We start from the raw sequence: 18044 nt of genomic DNA on the forward strand, positions 1-18044 counted from the left end.
TTACAAATGTTTAAGATCACGGCAATTTTTCGTCCGGACGCGTCCAGCAAGACCGGCCTAGCGGGCCGGCTCGATCACATTGCAATTGCTCCGCCCCGACATCAGGCAATCCTGCAGCTTGCTGGCAGCCGTGAGGTCGCGGGCAAGCCACAGCCCGACACCGAGGATCACAGCGGCGATGATCAGCCCGGCGATGGCACCACGACGGTTGTCACCGGATTGGGGATTTGCCGGCGCACTGGGCTTCTTGGTGGTGTCAGGCTTGGAGTCAGGCTCGGACATGGGGACCTATCGCGCTCGGTGAGGCCCTTTATCACCTCTGCGACGTCGCGTCACATCCTGCGCTCCGCATCGCCACTCAGCCCCGCGTTGCCCTCCGCGCCTCCTTGCGCAAGGTCTCGACCGCCGGGATGGCCTGCTGCGCGCGCGGCGCACAGCTCGTCAGGATGAACGCGGTCTGGGTGCACTCCCATGCGCCCCCCAGAACGGTGCTCTCGATGGGGTGCGGGCGGGCAAGCAACAGCACCGTACCCACAACTGCCGCTGTGGCGACCGTGACTGCAAGGGCTTTCAGGCTTAGCCGGAAATAGATCATGCCCATGCTCCGTCTCGTATTGGGGCGGACGCTAGGCGCCGCCGCTGGGTGCCCTTATGAAGGGCATCACAATTCGGCAGTTTTTCCGGGCTACGAAGGATCGGCTGGGTAAGCGATTTTCGTTGACCTGATCGGCTGCGATTATGGGTGGCTTCACGGCGCACGGCGATGTACACGCTTCTGCGTCGTGTGGTGCCTGCTTGTGCCCAGCCGACGTACCAACAGGCAGTGATGTAGGATCGAAAGCGAGGAAGACAAGGCTCGTCGATGAGTGGATTCAGGGAACCCGGGTTTGCAGACCGGCAAAAGGCGGCGCAGGACGCACGCAAAAATCTTTTAAACAAATTCAAGTCGCAGCCGGGGCACGACGATCCCGCGGTCGCGGCGAAGCGTGCCGAGCGCGAGGCACTCGCAGCCAAGCGCGCCGAGGTGAAGGCCGCTCGCGAGGCTGAAAAGGCCGAGCAGAAGCGCGTCGCGGAAGAGGCTGCTGCCGCCGAAGCGGCGCGCATCGCCCGCGAAGCCGAAGAGGCGGTCGCCAGACAGGCCGAACTCGAAGCCGAGCAAAAGGCCAAGCGCGACGCCCGTTACGCGGCCCGCAAGGCCAAGCGGAAGTAACTCTCAACAAGATTTGACCTGAAGCGGATGTGCTTCAGGTCGAATCCTGACGGCGCTACCAGCTCCGTCCGCGCGAACGCGTGCGCACGATGGCAGGCCATCGACCGAGCCTGGATCAGCGCATGCCGGGCTCGCCTCGCGAGGGTGCCCGGCATGACGGCATGAGATCAGTTCTTCTTCATCATCCCGTCGTCTTTCTTCATCCCATCCTTCGACATCGTATCCTTCTTCATGCCGTCGTCCTTGGACATGGTGTCCTTCTTCATGCCGTCCTTGGACATCGTGTCCTTTTTCATCATGCCGTCGTCCTTGCCCATCTTGTCCTGGGCGAAAGCGGCGGGCGACAGCGCGAGGCCCAGCGAGAGAACGGCAGCCGAGACGCCGAGCGCAATGCGGGTGCGAATGGTCATGAGACATAATCCCTTCGAGATGGTGTTCGTCAGCGACTTGTGCCGCGACACAATCTCGACGGTTCGACGCGCCTGCTTGTTACGCGACGTTGCGATTTTTTCTCACACCGTCCGGCGGACCTGCGCGAACGTCGTCTGTCAACAACGGGAATAGCGGGACCCGGCGTGTGCAGCGCAGCAAGGTCAACACTTGCCGCGGCATTCGGTCTCGAACTATCAGATGAGAGAAGTTCAGGGCAAAGACCGGCTAAGATGGGCCTTCGCGCCGGTCTCATGACCGCCCAAATCACGTCAAACAAGAGCCGTTCAAAGAACCGTCAAGGGGATACTCCATGTTCACGCGTCGTCACCTGCTCGCGACCGCTGTCGCAGCACCCGCCATTCTCCGCTTCGGCATCGGCACCGCGCATGCCGCGACCACGCTGAAGATCTCGCATCAATTCCCCGGTGGCACCATCGACAAGGGCGATTTCCGCGACCGGCTCTGCCGCATGTTCGCCGCCGAAGTCAGTAAGCGCAGCAACGGCGACATCGCGGCCGAGATCTATCCGAACTCCTCGCTGATCAAGACCAACGCGCAGTTCTCCGCGATGCGCAAGGGCGCGCTCGACATCTCGCTGTATCCGATGCCCTACGCCGGCGGTGAATTGCCGGAGACAAATATCGGCCTGATGCCCGGCCTCGTCACCACCTACGACCAGGGCATGCGCTGGAAGAAGGAGCCGGTCGGCAAGGCGCTGACCGACTTCCTCGCCGACAAGGGCATCATCCTCCTGAGCTGGGTGTGGCAGGCCGGCGGCGTCGCCAGCCGCTCCAAGCCGATCGTGGCCCCGGAGGATGCCAAGGGCATGAAGGTGCGCGGCGGTTCGCGCGAGATGGACATGGTGCTGCAGACCGCCGGCGCCTCGGTGCTGTCGGTGCCCTCGAACGAAATCTACGCCGCGATGCAGACCGGCGCCTGCGACGCCGGTATCACCTCCTCCACCAGCCTGATCTCGTTCCGTCTCGAAGAGGTCGCGAAGTCGCTGACCTCGGGTGCGGGCGCATCCTACTGGTTCATGCTCGAGCCGCTGATGATGTCGAAGGCGATCTTCGACAAGCTGCCGAAGAACCAGCAGGACATTCTGGTCACTGTGGGCGCAGAGCTCGAAACCTTCGGCCGCAAGGGCGCGCAGGATGACGACGTCGAGGTCGCCAAGGTCTACGAAAAGGCCGGCGCCAAGGTCTCGGCGCTCGATGCCGCGACGGTCGGCAAGTGGCGCGACATCGCCCGCGACACCGCGTGGAAGGATTACGGCGCCAAGACCGCGACCGCTGCGAACCTGCTCAAGCTCGCCTCCGACGTCGCTGCATGAGCCACGGTCCGCTGACGGATCGTGACGACACGGCGAATGCTGCCGCAAGGACCGGCCTTGCGGCGGCGCTCGATCGCGGCCTCGCCATCCTCAACCGCATCATCGTCGCGTTCGCCGCGGTCGCGCTGATCGCCGCGTGCGCCATCCTGAGCTACAGCGTGCTGAGCCGCGCGCTGTTCAAGGCCGCGAATTACTGGCAGGACGAGGCCGCCGTATTCCTGCTGGTCGGCGCCACCTTCATGACGGCGGCCTATGTGCAGCAGAACCGCGGCCATATCGGCATCGAGGCCTTCGTTGGCCTGCTGTCGCCGCTGGCGAACCGAGTCAGGCTCTGGCTGGTTGATGTCGCCACGCTGCTGTTCTGTGGTTTCTTCACCTGGAAGTCGTGGACGCTGGCCCATGAGGCCTACGTCGATGGCCAGGTCTCGAACTCGATGTGGTCGCCGCCGCTCGCCATTCCCTATTCACTGATGGCGCTCGGCATGAGCCTGCTGTGCATTCAGATCCTCGTGCAGCTGGCGCTGCCGTTCGCGGGAGCCAAGCGTCCATGAGCGTTTTCGGTATCGGTATCGCTTACGGGATCGCGACGCTGCTCGTGATGTTTTCGGGCATGCCGATCGCGTTCGCGCTCGGCGCGGTCGCGGTCGTGTTCATGGGCATCTACATGCCTGCCGCGTCGCTCGATACCGTGACGCAGAATGTCTACGAGGAGATGGCCTCGATCACGCTGCTGTCGATCCCGCTTTTCATCCTGAAGGGTGCGGCGATCGGCAAATCGCGCGCCGGCCAGGATCTCTATTCGGCGCTGCATGCCTGGCTGCATCGCGTGCCCGGCGGCCTCGGCGTTGCCAACGTCTTCGCCTGCGCGCTGTTCGCGGCGATGGCGGGCTCGAGCCCAGCGACCTGTTCGGCGATCGGCTCGGCCGGCATCCCCGAGATGCGCAAGCGTGGCTATTCCGGCGGTTTTGCTGCCGGCATCATCGCCGCCGGCGGCACGCTCGGCATCCTGCTGCCGCCGTCGATCACCATGATCCTGTTTGCGGTCGCCGCGGAAAAATCGCTGGGGCGTCTGTTCCTGGCCGGCATTGGCCCCGGGCTGCTGCTGGTCTCGCTGTTCGGCGCCTATGCCGTGATCCGCTTCCGTCAGGAATATGCGGCAGCGGAGGCGGCCTACAAGAATGGCGGTCCCGAAGCTGCGATCCTGGCCCGCGACGAATACACGCTCGCCGAACGCTTCAGCGTGTTGCCACGCGTGATCCCGTTCGTGCTGCTGCTGACCGGTGTCATGGCGGCACTTTATGGCGGCTTTGCCACGCCGTCGGAGACGGCAGGCCTCGGCGGCCTTCTGGCGCTGGGCCTGATCGCGGCGATCTATGGCGTGTGGCGGCCGGACGACCTCGGCCCGATCATGAAATCGACCATCCGGGAATCGACCATGCTGATGATGATCATCGGCATGTCGCTGCTTTATTCTTACGTGATGAGCTATCTGCACATCTCGCAATCGGTCGCCGAATCCGTCGTCGCGATGCATCTGCCGCGCTGGGGGCTGCTGTTTGCGATCCTCGTCATGGTCGTCGTCCTCGGCTTCTTCCTGCCGCCGGTCTCGATCATTCTGATGACCGCGCCGATCATCCTGCCGCCCCTGCGCGCCGCGAATTTCGACATCATCTGGTTCGGCGTGGTCATGACCATCGTGATGGAGATGGGGCTGATCCATCCGCCCGTCGGCCTCAACATCTTCGTCATCCGCAACGTCGCGCCGGACATTTCACTCAGCGAGGTGATCTGGGGCACGCTGCCCTTCGTGCTGCTGATGATGGGCGCCGTACTGCTGCTGTGCCTCGTGCCGGAGATCTCGACCTGGTTGCCGGACCTGGTGATGGGGCCGGACGGAAGCCGGTAGAAGCAGAACAGGTGCCGTAGGGTGGGCAAAGGCGCACAGCGCCGTGCCCACGATCTCGTCATGATCGAAACAGGTGATGGGCACGCTACGCTTTGCCCACCCTACGGCACCTACGAACTGGCCCGCTTCTTCTTCGCATTCAGCGCCGTCGCCACCCGGCTCACCGGCGGCTTGCCCAGCACGACGCTCATCGCGTTGGTCGCCGCCAGCAGCCTCTCCATGTCGACGCCCGTTCTCACGCCCATGCCCTCGAGCATGTAGACGACGTCCTCGGTCGCGACATTGCCCGTGGCGCCCGGCGCATAGGGACAGCCGCCCAGCCCTCCGGCGGCCGCGTCGATGACGCGGACCCCCTCCTCCAGGCCGGCGTAGAGATTGGCGAGCGCCTGGCCATAGGTGTCGTGGAAATGCATCGCGAGTTTTGACGCGGGTATGTTGGCGCCGACCGCGCGCAGCATCTCCCTGGCCTTGTCAGGCGTGCCGACGCCGATGGTGTCGCCGAGCGAGATCTCGTAGCAGCCGAGATCCCAGAGCGTGCTGGCGAGATCGGCAACCGCCTTCGGCTTGATCTCGCCGTCGAAGGGACAGCCAAGCACGCAGGAGATATAGCCGCGCACCGGGATGCCGTCCGCCTTGGCGCGGACCAGCACCGGTTTGAACCGCTCGATGGACTCCGCAACCGAGCAGTTGATGTTGGCGCGCGAAAAACCTTCGGAGGCTGCGGCGAACACGGAGACCACCTTCGCGCCGGCGGCGCGCGCCGCGTCATAGCCCTTCTCGTTCGGCACCAGCACGTGGAATTCGGCGTTCTTCACATGGGCAACGCCGCGCAGCACGGCGTCGGAGCTCGCCATCTGCGGGATCGCCTTGGGCGAGACGAAGGCGCCGACCTCGACCGTATCGAGCCCGGCCGCGACCAACGCCTCGATGAAGGCGATGCGAGCCTCGACACTGACGGGCGTCTTCTCGTTCTGGAGGCCGTCGCGCGGCCCCATTTCGATGATGCGGACAGGATCGCTCATGTCACTCCTCTGAAGCCTCGACCACGGCGAGCTCGACGCCTTCCTGGACGATATCGCCGACCTTGCACTTGATCAACTTCAGCACGCCGGCATAGGGCGCGCGCAGCGTCTGCTCCATTTTCATGACTTCCAGTGTCAGGATCGGCGCGCCCTTCTCGAGCTTCGCACCCTCCTCGGCCAGCACGGCGACGACCGTGCCCGGCAACGGGGCCGCGATCTTGTCCGCACCGGTCTGCTCCTCGCTCTCGCCGCCGAACGGGTCAACCCAGTGCAGGTCGAAGCGGCCGTTGCGCGTACGCAGGTACAGCTCATGGCCGTCGATCACGGCCGCGACGGAGGATTTCACGCCGTCGAGCGTCAGGTCGAATCCGCCATCCTTCGGCGCAACCGTGAACGCCAGCTCGCGCTCGCCGATCACCAGCGTCGATGGTCCGCTGCCGTAGTTCAGATTGATCTTCTGCTCGGTCCCATGGCCGACACGGAAGGCAAAGCTGCGCTGGCGCCGGCCGACCGGCATCCAGCCGAAGGTCTGCCAGGGCGAGTTTGCCCCACCCTGCGCTACTTGCCGTTCCTCGTTGACGATCGCGGCGACCGCGGCACACAGCTCGAGCTCGCCGGGCGCCGGCGCAGCCGAGGTCAGGGCCGCCAGCTCGCGCTCGATGAATCCGGTGTCGATCGCGTTGGCCCGCACCTTTGGGTGCGTGATCAGCGCCGACAGGAACGGGATGTTGGTGACGATCCCGCGGACGTCCGACTCTTCCAGACCACGGTTGAGCCGGTCGATCGCAACATCGCGCGTCGGCGCCCACGCGATCATCTTTGCGAGCATGGCGTCGTAATACGGCGACACCGTATCGCCCTCGCGATAGCCGGCGTCGATGCGCAAGCCGCCGGTCTCCGCGGGCAACCGCCAGGTCGAGATCCTACCAACCGACGGCATGAAGTTCTTGGTCGGGTTCTCGGCATAAACACGCGCTTCGACGGCGTGGCCGTTGAGCTTGATCTCGTCCTGCTTCAGCGGCAGCGCCTCGCCGAAAGCGACGCGCAGCTGCCATTCGACGAGGTCGACCCCTGATATCAGCTCGGTCACGGGGTGCTCGACCTGGAGACGCGTGTTCATCTCGATGAAGAACACGTCCTTGCCGTCGGAGACGAACTCGATGGTCCCGGCGCCCACGTAGTTCACCGCGCCCGCCGCCTTTCGCGCGGCGGCACAGACCGTTTCGCGCTGCGCAGGATTGAGTGTCGGCGACGGCGCTTCCTCGATCACCTTCTGGTGCCGGCGCTGCAAGGTGCATTCGCGCTCGAACAGCGACAGCAGATTGCCGTGGCTGTCGCCGATGATCTGCACCTCGATATGCCTGGGATTGTCGACATATTTTTCGATCAGCATGCGGTCGTCGCCGAACGCGGCCTTGGCCTCGCGCTTGGCGCTGACGATCGCCGGCCCAAGCTCCGCCGCCGAGCGCACGATTCGCATGCCGCGGCCGCCGCCGCCGGCCGACGCCTTCACCAGGATCGGGAAACCGACCTTCTCGGCCGCCTTCGCCAGCGTCGCATCGTCCTGCGCGTCGCCGTGATAGCCGGGCACCAGCGGCACGCCGGCCTTCTCCATCAGCGCCTTGGAGCCGGACTTCGAGCCCATCGCCGTCATCATCTCGGCCGTGGGCCCGACGAAAACGAGCCCTGCATCGAGGCAGGCCTGCGCGAACTCGGCATTCTCCGACAGGAAGCCGTAGCCGGGATGCACGGCCTCGGCGCCGGTCTTGCGCGCGGCCTCGATCAGCCGCTCGACATTGAGATAGCTGTCGCGGGCCCGCGCGGGACCAAGCAGGACGGCCTCATCCGCAAGCGCGACATGCATCGCGTCGCGGTCGGCCTCGGAATAGACCGCGACCGTGCGCAGGCCCATGGCACGCGCGGTGCGGATGACGCGGCAGGCGATCTCGCCGCGGTTGGCGATCAGGAGCGTGCGAAAACGGCGGTAGAGCTTTGAGCGGTCCATCGCATCACATCCTGAACAGGCCGAATTTCGTCGGTTCGATCGGCGCGTTCGACGCCGCCGAGAGGCCGAGGCCGAGCACGAGCCGCGTGTCGGCTGGATCAAGCACGCCGTCGTCCCACAGACGCGCGGTCGCGTAATAAGGGTGCCCCTGGCTCTCATATTGCGCGCGGATCGGCTCGCGGAACTTGTCTTCCTCCTGCTTCGACCAGCTATCGCCCTTGGCCTCGATGTTGTCGCGGCGGACCTGGCTCAGCACCATCGAGGCCTGCTCGCCACCCATCACCGAGATGCGCGCGTTCGGCCACATCCAGAGGAAACGCGGCGCGTAGGCGCGGCCGCACATGCCGTAATTGCCGGCGCCGTAAGAGCCGCCGATCACCACGGTGAATTTCGGCACCGAGGCGGTCGCAACCGCCGTGACGAGCTTGGCGCCGTCGCGCGCGATGCCGCCGGCCTCGTATTTCTTGCCGACCATGAAGCCGGTGATGTTCTGCAAGAACACCAGGGGAATGCCGCGCTGGCAGCACAGCTCGATGAAATGCGCGCCCTTCAGCGAGCTTTCGCTGAAGAGAATGCCGTTGTTGGCGATGATACCGACCGGATAGCCCCAGATGTGGGCGAAACCGCATACCAGCGTGGTGCCGTAGAGCTTCTTGAACTCGTCGAACTCGGAACCGTCGACCACGCGCGCAATGATGTCGCGCACGTCAAACGGCTTGCGGCCGTCCACGGGCACCACGCCGTAGATCTCCTCGGCCGCGAACAGCGGATCGCGCGGCGGATGCATGTTCAGGTTCGGCCGCGCGGATGGCTTCAACGTGCCGACGATGCGTCGGGCAATGCCGATCGCGTGTGCATCGTTCTGGGCGTAATGATCGGTCACGCCAGACTGCCGCGAATGCACGTCGGCGCCGCCGAGTTCCTCGGCGCTCACGACCTCGCCGGTCGCGGCCTTCACCAGCGGCGGGCCGCCGAGGAAGATGGTGCCTTGGTTGCGCACGATGATGCTCTCGTCCGACATCGCCGGCACGTAGGCGCCGCCGGCCGTGCAGGAGCCCATCACGATCGCGATCTGCGGAATACCCTGGGACGACATCTGCGCCTGGTTGTAGAAGATGCGGCCGAAGTGGCGTTCGTCCGGAAAGATCTCGTCCTGCAGCGGCAGGAAGGCGCCGCCGGAATCGACCATGTAGACGCAGGGCAGATTGTTCTGCCGCGCGATGTCCTGCGCGCGCAGATGCTTCTTCACGGTCATGGGATAATAGGTGCCGCCCTTGATGGTGGCGTCGTTGGCGACGATCACGCATTCGCGTCCCGAGATACGCCCCACGCCGGTGACGATGCTCGCCGAATGCACGTCGCCGCCATAGAGGCCGTGGGCCGCGAGCGGCGACAGCTCCAGGAACGAGGTCCCGGGATCGACCAGCAGATCGACGCGCTCGCGCGCCAGCATCTTGCCGCGCGACGTGTGGCGGTTGCGCGAGGCCTCGCCGCCGCCACCGGCGACCTGGCTGAGTTTTTCGCGCAAGTCCGCGACGAGGCCGCGCATGGCCTCCGCATTGCGCGCAAAATCGGATGAGGATGGATCGATGCTGGAATGGAGCGGCATGAGGTCCCGCGTTTCTGGTGACGTAATTACGAAGGGTTTAGGTGGTTTCCGCCATCAGCTCACGGCCGATCAGCATGCGGCGCACTTCGGAGGTGCCCGCGCCGATCTCGTAGAGCTTGGCGTCGCGCCAGAGCCGGCCGACCGGAAACTCGGACGTATAGCCGACGCCGCCGAGCGCCTGGATCGCTTCGCCCGCCATCCACGTCGCCTTCTCGGCCGAATACAGGATCGCGGCCGCAGCGTCCTTGCGCAGCGTACGCGCGTGGTTGGCGCGGTCACAGGCCTTGCCCACGGCGTAGACATAGGCGCGCGTCGCCTGCCAGGTCGAATACATGTCGGCGAGCTTGCCCTGCATCAGCTGGAAATCGCCGATCGGCTGGCCGAACTGCTTTCGTTCGTGCATGTAGGGCACCACCGCGTCCATGCAGGCCGCCATGATCCCGAGCGGGCCGCCGGAGAGCACCGCGCGCTCGTAATCGAGGCCGGACATCAGAACCTTGACGCCCTCGCCCACATTGCCGAGCACGTTCTCCGCCGGCACCTCGCAATCGTCGAAGAACAGCGGATAGGTGTTGGAGCCGCGCATGCCGAGCTTGTCGAGATGCTGGCCATGGGTGAAACCCTTGAAGCCTTTCTCGATCAGGAAGGCGGTCATGCCGCGCGGGCCGGCCTCCGGATCGGTCTTGGCGTAGACCACCAGCACGTCGGCATCGCCGCCATTGGTGATCCACATCTTCGAGCCGTTGAGCACATAGCGGTCGCCGCGCTTGTCGGCGCGCAGCTTCATCGAGACGACGTCGGAGCCGGCGCCGGGCTCGGACATCGCGAGCGCGCCGACGAACTCGCCGGAGATCAGTTTCGGCAGATAGCGCTCGCGCTGCGCATCATTGCCGTTGCGGCGGATCTGGTTGACGCAGAGATTGGAGTGCGCGCCGTAAGACAAGCCAACGGCCGCCGAACCGCGCGAAATCTCCTCCATGGCGACGACATGAGCGAGATAGCCCATGTTGGAGCCGCCATATTGCTCCGGCGCGGTCATGCCGAGCAGCCCGAGGTCGCCAAACCGCTTCCAGAGGTCGGCCGGGAACAGGTTTGCTTTCTCGACCTCAGCCGCGCGCGGCGCCACCTCTGCTTCCACAAAGGCGCGCACGGTGTCGCGCAGCATGCTGATGTCTTCGCCCAGATCGAAGTCGATGCTCGGGATGTTCAAGGCGAGTCCTCCAAGATTCTTATCGGCCCCGAACCTACCCCCGCCCGGGCGCCGTGGCGGTCGAAAAGGTTGCATTTTCCGCCAAGTTTGGCGAGGATTTTCCAAAGGATCGTCCATGCCCTTTCAGCCCGCAACCGCCACGCCCCGCCGCGCCATGACCCCCGCCGCCTTCGTGCGCGGTGTGGTTGCGGCCTATGCCCGCTATGGGCGGGACCCGGCCGAGGCGTTGAGCAAGGGGCAGGTTCTCCCCGACCTCGTCAAATCCGGGGATGGGCGGGTGACGGCCGCCCAGTTCGAGGCGTTGGCTGGCCATGCCATGCGTGAGCTCGACGACGAGGCACTCGGCTGGTTCTCACGCCGGCTCCCTTTCGGCACTTACGGCATGCTGTGCCGTGCCTCGATCACCGCGCCCAATCTCGAGGTCGCGCTCAAGCGCTGGTGCCGGCATCATCGCCTGCTGACCGAGGACGTGCTGTTCGAGCTCTCGGTCGCCGAAGAGACGGCGACCGTCTCGATCCGCGAGCAGCACGAGCTCGGCGCATTGCGTGAGTTCTGCCTCGTCACCCTGCTCCGCTACGTGCTCGGCTTCTCCTGCTGGGCGATCGATTCCACGATCGCGCTGCGCGCGGCGGAATTCCCCTACGCCGAGCCCGACCATGTCTCGGTCTATCCGACCATCTTCTGCAAGACCGTCCGCTTCGGCGCGGACCGCGCCAGCATCGTCTTCGACAGGCATTATCTCTCGCTGCCGCTGACCCGCAATGCGGCCGATCTCGACAGCATGCTCAAGGGTGCGTTGCGGCTGACCGTGCTGCCCTATCGGCCCTATCGCCGCGACCGGCTCCTGGTCGAGCGTGTCCGGCGCGTGCTGCGCGAGGCGCGCGGCCGCATTCTGGGCGCGGAAGACGTCGCAAGCGAGCTCGCGCTCTCCACCCGCACCATGCATCGTCGCCTGCGCGAAGAAGCCACCTCGCTGCGCGACCTCAAGGAGGAAGCAAAGCTCGAACTCGCCAAGCAGGAGCTGATGCGCGGCCGCACCCCGATCAAGCGGATCGCGGAGATCGCCGGCTTCCGCAACGAAAAGAGCTTTTCGCGGGCTTTCCGCACCTGGACCGGTGCCAGCCCGCGCGAGTTTCGCGGCCGGTATCGCTGACGCGCGGCAGCTATCCCGCCGGCGCCGCAGCCGCGATCTCCTCCACCGGCAGCGGCACGTCCTTGGCGACACCCAGCACCGGAAAGCTGCGTACGTTCCTCACGTTCGGCATGGCGGCGAAATGCAGCAGCTGCTGGCGCATGCTCTCGACGCTCGGCGCCACGCATTTGAGGAGATAGTCGGTGTCACCCGAAATGCGCCAGCACTGCTGGATGCGCGGGATCGCTGATATCGATCCCTCGAACGCCTCCAGCACCGGCTGGGCCTGGCTGCCGAGCTGGATCGAGATGAACGACACCACCTCATAGCCGAGTAGTCGCTCGTCGATGACGGCACGCACCGCGCGGATCACGCCGCGGCTGAACAGCGATTTGAGCCGCCGCAGGCAGTTCGGCGCGGACACGCCGACGCGCAGCGCCAGCTCGTTGTTGCGAACCCGCCCGTCCTGCTGCAGCTCGGATAAGATCTTCAGATCGACGCCGTCGAGCTGGTCACGCCCCGCCATCCCCCACCCCGTCATGGTCCCGTCATGCGGACCAGCGAAGCACGCGGCGGAATGGGTGCCAAGGGCTCCCAAGGGCTCCCCGCGGAGGCGGCCGAAGCCGCCGCGCCTCAGTGCGTCCAGGGCTCGCCGCGGCGGAAGGAGAAATTGTCGGCGTAGGCGACCTGGCGGTGCAGCGATTCCTTCGGCTCGATCACCTGGTAGGCAATGCCTTTGCGCTCGCAATAGGCCACCGCCTCGTCCTTGGTGTGGAAACGCAGCGTGATCTGCTGCTTCATGTCGCCGGACGAGGTCCAGCCCATCAGCGGCTCGACCGCGCGCGGCTGCTCCGGCTCGTAATCGAGCTGCCATTCCTTGGTCTTGGACCGGCCGGATTGCATCGCGTTCTTGGCGGGCTTGAAAATGCGTGCGGTCATTGGCGGTCCGGCCTCTTCGTCTTTTCGTTCGATTTTAATGCGTCACGGTAGCGATTGGTGGAAACCGCGGGCATAGTATAGAGACACCTTTCGGGAACTGATCGGTGATTCCGGGCCCCGGGTCCCTCACCGACGGGTATAGTCATTATGCTGCACTGTGACAATTGCGTACCCGCCGACCGCCCGGGAATCCCGCCCGGCGGCCAAGCCTTGACAACATCTGCCGCGCCGACATCAGCGTATCCGTCCCCTTCGAAAGCTCCCGTCGCATGGCCTTTCTGAACATCAACGCCACGCTGCCCGAGAAGGGCCGCGACCTCAGGCTCGACCTGTTTCGCGGCATCGCCAACTGGGCGATCTTCCTCGACCACATCCCCGACAACGTCGTGAACTGGATCACGACGCGCAACTACGGCTTTTCGGACGCGGCCGACCTGTTCGTCTTCATCTCCGGCTATACGGCCTCGTTCGTCTATGCCCGCATGATGCTGGAGCGCGGCTTCATCGTCGGCGCCACCCGCCTCACCAAGCGGGTCTGGCAGCTCTACGTGGCCCACATCATCCTGTTCGTGATCTATATCGCCTCGATCAGCTATCTGGCGCTGCGCTTTGGCGATTCCGAGATGATCAACGAGTTCAACGTCGCCGGCCTCGTCGACAACGCCACCGAGACGCTGCGCCAGGGCCTGTTCCTGCGCTTCAAGCCGCTCAATCTCGACGTGCTGCCGCTCTACATCGTGCTGATGGGCCTGTTTCCGCCGGTGCTGTGGTTCATGCTGCGCAAGCCCGACCTGACGATGGTGCTCTCCATCGTCTTGTGGCTGACCGCGCGTCACTTCAGCCTGAACCTGAGCGCCTATCCGGCCGGCCAGTGGTACTTCAACCCCTATTGCTGGCAGGTGCTGTTCGTGTTCGGCGCCTGGTGTGCGATGGGCGGCGCGCGCCGCTCGGGCTGGCTGATCAACTCGCCGATCACGCTGTGGCTCTGTCTCGGCTATCTCGCGTTTGCGCTGGTGATGACCATGGCCGGCCGCTTCCCCACCTTCGGCGGCATGTTCCCGGAATGGCTGTTCTCGACGTTCAATCCGAACGACAAGACCAACCTCGCGCCCTACCGCTTCATCCACTTCGCCGTGATCGTGATCCTGGTGATCCGCTTCGTGCCGAAGGACTGGCCGGGCCTGGAGTGGAAGATCTTCGATCCGGTGATCGTCTGCGGCCAGCAATCGCTCGCCGTGTTCTGCGTCGGCGTCTTCCTGTCCTTCGTCGGCCATTTCGAGCTGTCGATGAGCTCGGGTTCGCTGTTCGCGCAGCTCTTCGTCTCCATCGCGGGCATCGCGATCATGACGACGGTCGCCTATTACATCTCGTGGTCGAAACGGCAGGACAAGCCGCTGAAACCGCCGCCGGCGAAGCCCGCGGCCGCCCCGACCGCAAAGGCCGCCTGAGACGCTTGGCTGTTGAAGCCCTGGCTGTTGAAGCTTTGGCGGCGGAAGCTCAGGCTGCCGCCTCGCCATCATATTCGGTGAACTTCTTGTAGATCCAGTCGCGCCCGTCGTGACGACGCCAGACCTTGCCGTAGACGAGCTGCCCGTTGATCGAGCGGCGCGGCACGATCACGGTCCAGAGGTGCCAGATCTCGGTCCAGTTCGACCGTTGGCGGGGTGTTTTGGAGGTGAGATCGAAAGCCATGGCAGACAACTCGTGCGAAACGAAACGCCGCGACGAATGTGACCTCGTGTGAGCCGCTGATGGCGGCGCCGTCGCGTGCCGGGACGCGTTTGATACCAGTCGTCACAACGGCCGCAACGACGGCCCGTGCTTAACCTAACCGATTAACCCTTACTTGCCGGGGACAGCCCGCGTTGCCGGTTGAAACAGGTGCCTATCTTTCCTAAGATGCATGCGCGATTTGAGAATGAGTGCGCCGTTTCCGAAACGCTCATCTGGTTGATTTCAAAACTCGGACTGAATTTTTCAAACGACTGACTGCAGGTCGATGATCATGAATTTGCAATTCGCGCATTTGCTTCTGGCGATGGTTTCATCGCCCCCGACACCGGTTGCCCGGCCCCCCCACGACAGACCGACGCGAGCTGCCAACGACAATTATCCGGTCTGGCCGCTGATCCCGTTTCCGGCGGGCTGGTACGCCTCGGGCTGAGCCCAAAAAGCGCAACGCCGCGCAAGCGGAATATTATCGCTTGGCGGCGTCCGTTTAGGCATTGGGCGCTGAAATCCCCAACACTGATATGTCTGTGGCGACGGCCAAAGGTTCGACGAAGCTTTGGTAATTTTGCGCCGGTTAAGCCGTTTTGATTCCGGAAAAAATCGCGCAGAGATGGCGGCCTGCGAATAACGAACGCCAAGCGTTCAACGTCGCGCCCGACCGTGCCTTTGGCCCCGCGGTCGATCGCGACTCACACCCCGCTGCTCGCAGCCGCGGCGGTGTTGGCGCCGGAGCTCAGGGCACCCTGCGAATTGTAGGTCTGTCCCGGCTGGTTGCCCTGGCCGGCCTGCGAGCTGGCGGGCGTTGTCTCCACCTCGGTCGTGCCATCGGAATAAGTGATCGTCGTCGTCGTCATCCCGTTCGCGGTGGTCGAGACCTCGCTGACGACCGTCTTGGACGAGCTGCCGCTGCCGCCCGATCCGGAGCTGCCGCCGGCCGACTGCGAGGACGAGGTCGACGAAGTCGCTGAGGTCGATGACGTCGACGACGTGGATGATGTTGCCGAGGTGGACGACGTCGACGACGTCGACGATTTCGACGAGGACGACGTTGCGGCGCTCGAGGGGGTTGCCGTCACTGCGGCGGCGGAAGAAGCGATTGCACTGATCGACATGAAGACCTCGCCTGAAGGGACCTGCGGGCGCAGCATCGATTGCGGGCCCTGTTCTCCCCTTCAACGCGGGGAAGGCGCGAAGCAGGCGCACCAAGCGCGAAAAAAGCGCCGACGCTTCTGCATCTCCGCGCCTCAGACAGCAACCAATCGCCGCGCCACGAGTTGCAGGTGCTTCCCTCCTGTCCGGATGGCTCGCGACCAGCCCGCTGTCGGCTCCCGCTCGCCATGAATGGACAGTCATCCCGTCTCACGTCCGTGTGAGTTGGAGCGCGGCTGGTGAATTTTCGCGAGCAAACGGAGACCAATGAACAGCAGGCCGTCGGCCAAGGGGATGCTGTGAGCCAGATTGATACGACCGAAAAACTGCCCGAGGCAGAAGAGCCCCGGGCATCGCTGTTTGCGTTGTGCGGGCTCGGGATCGCTGGGATCGTGATGGTGGGCTGGATCTGCACGCTGGGCTGGCTGGCCTGGCGCCTGGCCGACTGGCTCCTGTCCTAGGCCCGAACGGACCACCGCGATCGCGGCGGCCGCTCTCTCCCCATTCCGTCAGTAGTGATAATTCACGCCGATGGTCGCGGCATGGATCGTGTCCTTGAGATGGGCCACGGTGATGCCTTCGGTCGGACTCATGAGCTGGATCGGGCCCTTCGTGCCGAAGTCGTGGTAGTTGTATTCGACATTGGCGGACCAGCACGGCGCAAACGCCCATTCCACGCCCGCACCCAATGTCCAGCCAGTCCGCATGACGGACGCGCTCGGATCGACTGCAAGACCGGTGGCCGGACTGACATAGGCATCATCGATCTTCTCGTGAGTCCAGGCGACGCCGCCGCGCCCGTAGAACAGCCAGCCTGAGCCATAAGCGTAGCCGAACCGTGCAGTGATCGAGGCGAGAAAATCGTTCTTGAGACCGAACTGCGACGGCGCGACGAGGTTTCCAAGCGCAGGAAATCTGACATTGCTGGCGTGCTGGCTCGACAGGCTCGACCATGCGGCCCGGCCTTCTGCGCCGACAACCCAGTTGGATGCGAATTGATGGTCGCAGCCAGCCTGGCCGCCGCCGACAAAACCACCCGCGCCGAAATCCACCGTCCCACCGGCGCTGTTGATCGTGCGATCCTCGCTCGCACCGCCGCCGAGATGACCGCCGATATAGCAACCGGTCCAGTTGAAGGTGAGCGCCGCCAGTGCAGGCGCTTGCGACGCATAGTCAGCCGCGGATGCCGTCGTCGCAGACAGAGCGAGAAGCACCGCACCACAGAGAGTTCTAAACATGTCCCGTCATCCCAATTGCACGCGCAGAGGTAAAGCACGTGAGGCTGACGCGGAGGTTGTGTCGCGGACAAGTTGTCGCGGCAATTTTGCCGGATCAACTACGCGCAACTCGCGCGCGAACACCAGGCGATCGCGACGGCCGAGATCTACAGCATCTTGGCGGAGCGCGATCAATGAAGCGCCGGCGCAGAACTGCACAGGAAGCGCGACCGGCAGCGGCCAATGACGCCCCCCGGCTCACGCCGACGAAGACGGTTGATGATCTTTCTTCAGCCTGCGCCGGCCCTAGTCCTGCTCTTTGCCTTTCGGGGTGAGCGGCGGGACGTAATGCCGATTTAGCGCCCGCATCTTTGCTAATTGGCGCCGCTCTTGGCAGCCTTGGACGACTGCTTCACAGCCGGCTTGGCCGGCGCTGCCGACTTCTTCGACGCATCATCGCCACGGGCAGTTCCCCACGGGTCGACCGGCTTCTGGTCCGGAACACTGTTGAGGGAGCGTTGATAGGCGCGCACAGCCCGAGCATCATCTTCCTTCTGCGTCGCCGTCTTCGCCTTGGGCTCTTCGCCAGGCCCTAGAACATGCTCCTCCGCCAGCGCGGGGGCGATCATCAGGGCAAGCAAGACGGTGACGGCGATTTTGTGCATCGAGAAACTCCCCGTTCTGCGACGAGAATAGCACCACGCCGATTGCGGTAGCAATGCAGCCGAGCGTGAGTTGGGTATGACGTTGATCGTACGATGCGCGCGCTAGATCTACTACTGCGCGTCGTGGGTGTGCAAAAAGCGGAATCCCCAGCCGTCCTTCAGCGAGCTCTTCGAGCAGTATCCAAACGGTTTCGGCGGCGTGCGATAACCCGCAGCTGCAATTGCTTCACGGGCGCCGGTACCCATCCAGATTTTCCAGGCGCCGGTGGCTGGATCAACTGCGAAGGCATGAAAGACGGGAGTTTCATTCGGCATTGTGGCGGCCGATCGATCTTGGGCGATTTGCCCGTACATCGCTCGGTAGAGATTGGTAAGGCCTTGCAGCGCGGCCTGCATCCGCGACAGATCTCCAGCGACGCGGCCGGCCTCGCATTCGGCCAGAAGTTTTGCGCGCTGAACCTGAGCCAAATTGACTCACCCCCTG

Annotated in this window: 22 protein-coding genes; 8 read left to right on the forward strand and 14 right to left on the reverse strand. The window is 64.4% G+C overall.

The window, feature by feature from the left end; genetic code table 11:
* Window positions 1–57: 57 nt before the first annotated feature.
* Complete coding sequence (locus QA645_RS22635) at window positions 58–282, reverse strand: hypothetical protein (protein WP_283043983.1); 225 nt, start codon at window positions 280–282, stop codon at window positions 58–60.
* A gap of 76 nt (window positions 283–358) precedes the next feature.
* On the reverse strand, window positions 359–601 hold the full coding sequence (locus tag QA645_RS22640) for a hypothetical protein (RefSeq protein ID WP_283043984.1): 243 nt from the start codon (window positions 599–601) through the stop codon (window positions 359–361).
* A 261-nt stretch (window positions 602–862) separates the two neighbouring features.
* On the opposite strand from QA645_RS22640, the gene QA645_RS22645 reads away from it, so the two are divergent.
* Complete coding sequence (locus tag QA645_RS22645; RefSeq protein ID WP_254131360.1) at window positions 863–1210, forward strand: DUF6481 family protein; 348 nt, start codon at window positions 863–865, stop codon at window positions 1208–1210.
* A 167-nt stretch (window positions 1211–1377) separates the two neighbouring features.
* Here QA645_RS22645 and QA645_RS22650 read toward each other — a convergent pair whose 3' ends face one another.
* Window positions 1378–1620, reverse strand: coding sequence for a pentapeptide MXKDX repeat protein (locus QA645_RS22650; protein WP_254193646.1), 243 nt, complete (start codon window positions 1618–1620; stop codon window positions 1378–1380).
* 332 nt (window positions 1621–1952) lie between these two features.
* Between QA645_RS22650 and dctP the strand changes: the two genes are divergently transcribed.
* Genes dctP through QA645_RS22665 form a run of 3 tightly spaced genes read left to right on the forward strand, consistent with a single transcriptional unit; the run spans window position 1953 to window position 4881 of the window.
* A complete protein-coding gene (gene dctP / locus QA645_RS22655; RefSeq protein ID WP_254131358.1) occupies window positions 1953–2975 on the forward strand; it encodes a TRAP transporter substrate-binding protein DctP in 1023 nt (340 codons plus the stop codon).
* Entirely contained in the window at window positions 2972–3526 is a 555-nt protein-coding gene (locus QA645_RS22660) for a TRAP transporter small permease (protein ID WP_254131357.1), read from the forward strand. Before dctP ends, QA645_RS22660 begins: the two co-directional genes overlap by 4 nt.
* Entirely contained in the window at window positions 3523–4881 is a 1359-nt protein-coding gene (locus tag QA645_RS22665; RefSeq protein ID WP_254131356.1) for a TRAP transporter large permease, read from the forward strand. The genes QA645_RS22660 and QA645_RS22665 overlap by 4 nt, the downstream gene beginning before the upstream one ends.
* A gap of 110 nt (window positions 4882–4991) precedes the next feature.
* Here QA645_RS22665 and QA645_RS22670 read toward each other — a convergent pair whose 3' ends face one another.
* Genes QA645_RS22670 through QA645_RS22685 form a run of 4 tightly spaced genes read right to left on the reverse strand, consistent with a single transcriptional unit; the run spans window position 4992 to window position 10727 of the window.
* The gene (locus QA645_RS22670; RefSeq protein ID WP_283043985.1) at window positions 4992–5903 is read right to left on the reverse strand and encodes a hydroxymethylglutaryl-CoA lyase; all 912 of its coding nucleotides are present in this window, start codon (window positions 5901–5903) and stop codon (window positions 4992–4994) included.
* A gap of 1 nt (window position 5904) precedes the next feature.
* On the reverse strand, window positions 5905–7908 hold the full coding sequence (locus QA645_RS22675) for an acetyl/propionyl/methylcrotonyl-CoA carboxylase subunit alpha (protein WP_283043986.1): 2004 nt from the start codon (window positions 7906–7908) through the stop codon (window positions 5905–5907).
* A gap of 4 nt (window positions 7909–7912) precedes the next feature.
* Complete coding sequence (locus QA645_RS22680) at window positions 7913–9517, reverse strand: carboxyl transferase domain-containing protein (protein WP_283043987.1); 1605 nt, start codon at window positions 9515–9517, stop codon at window positions 7913–7915.
* A gap of 37 nt (window positions 9518–9554) precedes the next feature.
* A complete protein-coding gene (locus QA645_RS22685; protein WP_349253134.1) occupies window positions 9555–10727 on the reverse strand; it encodes an isovaleryl-CoA dehydrogenase in 1173 nt (390 codons plus the stop codon).
* A 115-nt stretch (window positions 10728–10842) separates the two neighbouring features.
* Here QA645_RS22685 and QA645_RS22690 point away from each other — a divergent pair, with 115 nt between their 5' ends.
* Entirely contained in the window at window positions 10843–11880 is a 1038-nt protein-coding gene (locus QA645_RS22690) for an AraC family transcriptional regulator (RefSeq protein ID WP_283043988.1), read from the forward strand.
* 10 nt (window positions 11881–11890) lie between these two features.
* Here the strand turns inward: QA645_RS22690 and QA645_RS22695 are convergent, their stop codons facing one another.
* Window positions 11891–12385, reverse strand: coding sequence for an Lrp/AsnC family transcriptional regulator (locus QA645_RS22695; RefSeq protein WP_283043989.1), 495 nt, complete (start codon window positions 12383–12385; stop codon window positions 11891–11893).
* 107 nt (window positions 12386–12492) lie between these two features.
* Entirely contained in the window at window positions 12493–12798 is a 306-nt protein-coding gene (locus QA645_RS22700; RefSeq protein WP_057754809.1) for an ETC complex I subunit, read from the reverse strand.
* Between the two features lie 269 nt (window positions 12799–13067).
* On the opposite strand from QA645_RS22700, the gene QA645_RS22705 reads away from it, so the two are divergent.
* A complete protein-coding gene (locus QA645_RS22705; protein ID WP_283043990.1) occupies window positions 13068–14246 on the forward strand; it encodes an OpgC domain-containing protein in 1179 nt (392 codons plus the stop codon).
* A gap of 49 nt (window positions 14247–14295) precedes the next feature.
* Here the strand turns inward: QA645_RS22705 and QA645_RS22710 are convergent, their stop codons facing one another.
* Window positions 14296–14490 (reverse strand): hypothetical protein, encoded by a 195-nt coding sequence (locus tag QA645_RS22710; protein ID WP_283043991.1) that lies wholly within the window; start codon window positions 14488–14490, stop codon window positions 14296–14298.
* 728 nt (window positions 14491–15218) lie between these two features.
* Window positions 15219–15383: a hypothetical protein gene (locus QA645_RS22715; RefSeq protein WP_254131347.1), complete on the reverse strand. Its 165-nt coding sequence runs from the start codon at window positions 15381–15383 to the stop codon at window positions 15219–15221.
* On the opposite strand from QA645_RS22715, the gene QA645_RS22720 reads away from it, so the two are divergent.
* Together QA645_RS22720 and QA645_RS22725 are read left to right on the forward strand one after the other, a co-directional pair.
* The gene (locus QA645_RS22720; protein WP_283043992.1) at window positions 15364–15870 is read left to right on the forward strand and encodes a hypothetical protein; all 507 of its coding nucleotides are present in this window, start codon (window positions 15364–15366) and stop codon (window positions 15868–15870) included. The two genes, QA645_RS22715 and QA645_RS22720, sit on opposite strands and share 20 nt — an antisense overlap.
* A 47-nt stretch (window positions 15871–15917) precedes the next feature.
* The gene (locus QA645_RS22725) at window positions 15918–16139 is read left to right on the forward strand and encodes an RNA-binding protein (RefSeq protein ID WP_283043993.1); all 222 of its coding nucleotides are present in this window, start codon (window positions 15918–15920) and stop codon (window positions 16137–16139) included.
* Between the two features lie 48 nt (window positions 16140–16187).
* Here QA645_RS22725 and QA645_RS22730 read toward each other — a convergent pair whose 3' ends face one another.
* From QA645_RS22730 to QA645_RS22740, 3 genes are all read right to left on the reverse strand, one after another.
* A complete protein-coding gene (locus QA645_RS22730; RefSeq protein WP_254131344.1) occupies window positions 16188–16916 on the reverse strand; it encodes an outer membrane beta-barrel protein in 729 nt (242 codons plus the stop codon).
* 353 nt (window positions 16917–17269) lie between these two features.
* A complete protein-coding gene (locus QA645_RS22735; RefSeq protein WP_254193636.1) occupies window positions 17270–17560 on the reverse strand; it encodes a hypothetical protein in 291 nt (96 codons plus the stop codon).
* A 111-nt stretch (window positions 17561–17671) separates the two neighbouring features.
* Window positions 17672–18028, reverse strand: coding sequence for a hypothetical protein (locus QA645_RS22740; protein WP_283043994.1), 357 nt, complete (start codon window positions 18026–18028; stop codon window positions 17672–17674).
* Between the last annotated feature and the right edge of the window lie 16 nt (window positions 18029–18044).

Origin of the sequence: Bradyrhizobium sp. CIAT3101 (genome assembly GCF_029714945.1) — a bacterium.
Taxonomy (GTDB): Bacteria; Pseudomonadota; Alphaproteobacteria; order Rhizobiales; family Xanthobacteraceae; genus Bradyrhizobium.